Genomic DNA, 4,779 nt, shown 5'->3' with positions numbered 1-4,779 from the left:
TTGGTGTTTACTATTCACTAAGACATATTCCTCTAAACTTTCTAGAGTTTGATAATCATTAAATTTATCCCCCCTGTCAAAAGCTTCTGTGGAATCGGAGAGAACTTCGATAATCAATTTAGGAAAACTTTTGTAGGTAGCGGTTTCTCTATCTCTGTCATCGCAGGTGATAATAATATCAGGATAATAAAAGTGATTGCGTTTCTCTAATCTGACTTTCACATCGGGAAAATAAACCCGACAATTGGAACCCCGCAAATGATTACGAATAATTGTGTATATATTCCCCGCAACAATATTATGAGTATCCGTCGTTCCTGCCATGGAGTAAACTTGTCCATCGATATATTCATGTTTAATGGGACTGGTTTCTTCAAACTGAAGATATTCTTCTGGGGTGAGATTATTATAGTTAGATAGAGCAATCATCGTTTTTTCTCCTAATTACATATTGTCAAGCTTTTATCGATACTTTGAGCCAGAAATTGATTAACTGCACTTACCCATTCTGAAAATTAAACTTCTCTTTATCCCACTTTCAGGTTAGACTATCCCCTAGTTATCCACGTTAATAATAGCAAGAAAAAGCACATAGGATAGAGCGCAAGTACACCGAGTAATCGAGTGCTGATGGATAAATGCTTATCCCTAGATTACAGTTATTTCCTTGCTTAGTGAGTGGTTATATTTATAAGATAAAGTTCTAGAGTTGTTTTTACCTTGATCGCATAACTTTCTTTACATTTCGTTAACTTCAGTTTACATTTAATCTTATTCACTTCTGCTGCGACTACCAAATCCTCGTAAACCCAGTTGATAATCTTCTTTAATTTTCAGTACATGATTACGAAGTTCTGGATAATTTATTTTTTCGTTAAAAACTAACCTAATCGGATCACTTTGATAAGACTGTATTCTTTGTAAAATCTGACGACTAGGGTTGTCTTGACTGAAGTTGTTGGGATTTCCCAAAAATAAACCTAGATAAGTTTTTAGTCCAGTTTCTCGCAAGGAGATTAGATTTTTTTCGGGCAATACATTAATATCTTCTGTCGCTAAGGTGGAGTAAAAAGTATCATTAAAAAATAAGGGATTACAATTAATTAATGCTGAGACTTCTATTGAATAGCCATTGACTAATAATCTGGTAGCATGATAAGGATTATATCTCTTGATCTGCGGCGGGAATTGCCATTTATTAGCATAAGCTTTTCTCGAAGCAAAGGCACTATTTAAAATCCCTTCGACAGCTTCGTAGTTATCACTAACTTGATTGAGTTTATCAAGATTGATACCTAGATGAATTGTTTCGAGATTAAGAATTTGTTTTTGCACCCACCATTCCTGTCGATATTTCTGACAACTACTGTATAATTCTGTATCTAGTTTTCTTGGCGGCTCAATTCCTAAAATCACTAAATAATCAGATAATTTAACTATGGTCTCTCGTAATAATGTTTCCGTCGGATTTACCTTTTTACGCTTGACGGGACTTTGATTTAAGTGAGGATTATATTGAGCAATTTCTCCTGCTTCTAGACTATCTAAATCACTGGTATTCACTAATTTATAATAAATACGAAAATGCTTCTTTTTTTGTGATGATAGCTGAACTAAACGATGATGAGATTTGCCTTGCCAGCGAGAATAGAGATCTTTAGCCTGTCCTATATACCAGACTAAATTATTCTCATCAATAACATAATATATCCCAGCTAGACGAGGTAAGTTATCTCGTTTTTTCAGTTCCACTTGCGGCAATTGTAAAATTAAACTATCTGCTTGCATGAGTTAATCTAATAGTGAGAGATATATTATTAATTATTAACCGATGGATTTCTTCCAGTCAAGATAAAGAGAAGACAAGGTATAGCTGACTAGCAAACATACCTGTTCAAATACTGTCTAGGAGAACCAGCAAAAAGAGCCTAGAATGGTTAATCTATATGCTATTACCCTTGTAACTCTCTATAACTACTGCTATGACAACCCTAATTGACTATTCAAATATTCAATCTTTACCCGAAGTTTGGTCAATAGTTGCCCAGCGTTTCCCCAATATTATCGCCCTGCACGATCCCCACAGTAAACCGGAAGTAATTATCACCTATCGGGAACTTTATCAACAAATTCAGCAATTTGCCGCCGCTTTGCAAGCATTAGGAGTCACAGAAACCGAAAATGTCGCTTTATTTGCCGATAATAGTCCCCGGTGGTTTATTGCCGACCAAGGTTCCATGGCAGCCGGGGCCGCCAATGCGGTACGATCTGCTCAAGCAGATGCAGAGGAATTAGCCTATATTCTCGCTGATAGTGACAGTCAGACGCTGATTGTGGAAAATAACAAAACTTTAGGCAAATTGCTGGCGAAAATCCCTGAATTGCCCCTAAAATTAATCGTGCTGCTCACCGACGAAGACCCCGCTACTGGGGCGATTTCCGTGCAGACCTTAAATTTCAAGCAACTAATGGCGATCGGGGCTGAGAACACCCTTAAACCCATCACCAAGAGCGAAAATGATCTGGCTACCCTCATCTACACATCGGGAACGACGGGACAACCAAAAGGGGTGATGTTAAGTCACGGTAATCTCCTGCATCAGGTACGCAACTTAAACGCTATCTTTCAACCGGATCCCGGCGATCGAGTTTTAAGTATACTACCTTCATGGCATTCCTACGAGCGCAGTTGTGAGTATTTCAGTCTAGCTCAAGGTTGCACCCAGATTTACACCAGTATTCGCACTTTTAAGCAGGATTTAAAGCAATTTAGTCCCCAATTAATGGTGGGAGTTCCCCGTCTTTGGGAATCTCTTTACGAGGGTATCCAAAAACAATTTAGCGAACAATCGGCCACAAAACAGAAATTAGTGCGATTTTTGCTAGAAAAGTCGGAAAAGTACGTTATTGCTAAACGTATCGCTGATAATCTCAGTCTAGATCATCTTCACGCTTCCGGGATCGAAAGACTGAAAGCAAGAATTCAATCCCTCTTACTCTATCCCCTCCATGCCATCGGTGATAAGCTAGTTTATGGCAAAATTCGCCAAGCAGTGGGAAATAAAGTTAAAATCTTGGTTAGTGGCGGTGGTTCCTTAGCTAGACATCTAGATACTTTCTATGAGATTGCGGGAATCCCGATTTTAGTTGGTTATGGACTGACAGAAACTTCTCCAGTCGCTACCGTCCGTCGTATCGATCATAACCTGCGCGGGTCTGCCGGTCGTCCCGTTTTTCAGACAGAAATCTGTATTGTCGATTTACACAGCAAAGAAGTCTTACCGACAGAAAAACACGGTTTAGTCTTGATTCGCGGTCCGCAGGTGATGCAGGGATACTATAAAAAACCCGAAGCAACCGAAAAAGCGATTTCTCCCGATGGTTGGTTTGATAGCGGTGATATTGGTTGGTTAACCGCTGCCGGGGATTTAGTTTTAACCGGACGGGCCAAAGATACAATTGTTTTGAGCAATGGTGAAAATATCGAACCGCAACCGATTGAAGATGCTTGTTTACGCAGTCCCTTTATCTCCCAAATCATGCTAGTGGGACAGGATCAAAAAGCTTTGGGGGCTTTGATCGTGCCTAATCTTGATATACTGGCCAATTGGGCCCAAGAACAGAAAATATCCTTAAATTTACCCGATGCTCACAGCGATCGCTCCACGATTCTTTCTAGCGATCTCTACAGCAAAAAAGTCTTAGCTCTCTACCAACAAGAATTAAAGCGCGAGGTAAGAAATCGGCCCGGTTATCGTACCGATGACCAGATTAAAACCTTTGAGTTAATTTTAGAGCCTTTTTCCCTAGAAAACGGCATGATGACCCAAACTTTAAAGATTAAACGACCGGTAGTAACGCAACGCTATCGCGATATGATTAACGAGATGTTTGCCAAGTAAATATTTCCGGCAAATATTCCCTAACCCCTTGACAAAAAGACCTTTTTAGGATAAGCAAATCATGGATGACGCACAAACCAGTTTATTACTGAAGCGCCCGGTGACAATTAAAGTCATCGTGACTCCGCGCTGGAAAGAAGAAGCACAACAGCAATTACAAGCACAAATGGCTCAAATTGACGCACAAATTCAACAATTAGAAACCCAAGGACAAAGAGCGATCGCCGAAATTCAGCGTCAGAGTCTGATCCCCTTACCCCCCGCGGCTGCCCAACAGATTGATAATATTCAAATCCAAGTCAATCAACAGAAAAGTGAGTTTCTCGAACAAAAAAACCAGTATCTGCAACAACTGCAACAGGTACAACTCTTGGAACTCAATCAAGAAGTCGCCCAAGCACAACTAGAAAGCTTTTTCCGCGTCGAAAAAGGCGATAACTTAGTAGCAAAAATGAATGTAGAACTCGTCCTTAGAGATGGCATCGTCGAAGACATTCGCGGCGAAATTTAAAGCTAGGGTGAGCAGCTCCGGTCACTGTCAACGTAACGGTTAAAATCGGCAATAGCAAGGGTTATTCTCCCTTGCTCACCCAGAAAACCGCCCCTAGCTCACATCACCCCTGACATGACTTGATCGGGCCTGAAAAATATATTAAGATTCTTTATCGATCGCCCGGACAAACTCACCTATATTGTTGTATAACTTCATCGAAAATTTGCGTCTGAAACCCCGCCGTTCTAGGTTGGCTTTACTGTTAAATACTAGCGCATTTACACGATATATGCTAAAATGTGAGACATGGAAAAAGCCTATTCTTACCGATTTTACCCAACACCCGAACAAGAGTCGCTATTGCGGCGCACTTTGGGCTGTGTA

At 40.2% G+C, this 4,779-nt stretch carries 5 protein-coding genes; 3 read left to right on the top strand and 2 right to left on the bottom strand.

What is annotated here, in order from left to right:
* Both PX484_RS04230 and PX484_RS04225 read right to left on the bottom strand, forming a co-directional pair.
* Positions 1-429: Uma2 family endonuclease (locus PX484_RS04230; protein ID WP_288102962.1), on the bottom strand; the 429-nt coding region annotated here is incomplete at its 3' end.
* Positions 430-771: 342 nt separating this feature from the next.
* Positions 772-1,788, bottom strand: a complete 1,017-nt coding sequence (locus PX484_RS04225) for a GIY-YIG nuclease family protein (protein WP_287765871.1) — start codon at positions 1,786-1,788, stop codon at positions 772-774.
* A 194-nt stretch (positions 1,789-1,982) separates the two neighbouring features.
* On the opposite strand from PX484_RS04225, the gene PX484_RS04220 reads away from it, so the two are divergent.
* The 3 genes from PX484_RS04220 to PX484_RS04210 all read left to right on the top strand — a co-directional run.
* Positions 1,983-3,902 carry a long-chain fatty acid--CoA ligase gene (locus PX484_RS04220; protein WP_288102960.1) on the top strand — a complete coding sequence of 640 codons (1,920 nt, stop codon included), beginning with the start codon at positions 1,983-1,985 and terminating at the stop codon, positions 3,900-3,902.
* A gap of 61 nt (positions 3,903-3,963) precedes the next feature.
* Positions 3,964-4,413 (top strand): YlqD family protein, encoded by a 450-nt coding sequence (locus tag PX484_RS04215; RefSeq protein WP_072923740.1) that lies wholly within the window; start codon positions 3,964-3,966, stop codon positions 4,411-4,413.
* A 288-nt stretch (positions 4,414-4,701) separates the two neighbouring features.
* A partial coding sequence (locus PX484_RS04210) for a helix-turn-helix domain-containing protein (protein WP_286827038.1) occupies positions 4,702-4,779 on the top strand: 78 nt, incomplete at its 3' end.

This window comes from Microcystis sp. M49636_WE2, assembly GCF_030065375.1.
Lineage (GTDB): Bacteria > Cyanobacteriota > Cyanobacteriia > Cyanobacteriales > Microcystaceae > Microcystis > Microcystis aeruginosa_C.
This window is presented reverse-complemented; position numbering and strand designations above follow the sequence as displayed.

Bases quoted from the DNA above. Each gene is read 5' to 3' on its own strand.
- PX484_RS04225 (WP_287765871.1), bottom strand. From the start codon at position 1,788: ATGCAAGCAGATAGTTTAATTTTACAATTGCCGCAAGTGGAACTGAAA.
- PX484_RS04220 (WP_288102960.1), top strand. From the start codon at position 1,983: ATGACAACCCTAATTGACTATTCAAATATTCAATCTTTACCCGAAGTT.
- PX484_RS04215 (WP_072923740.1), top strand. From the start codon at position 3,964: ATGGATGACGCACAAACCAGTTTATTACTGAAGCGCCCGGTGACAATT.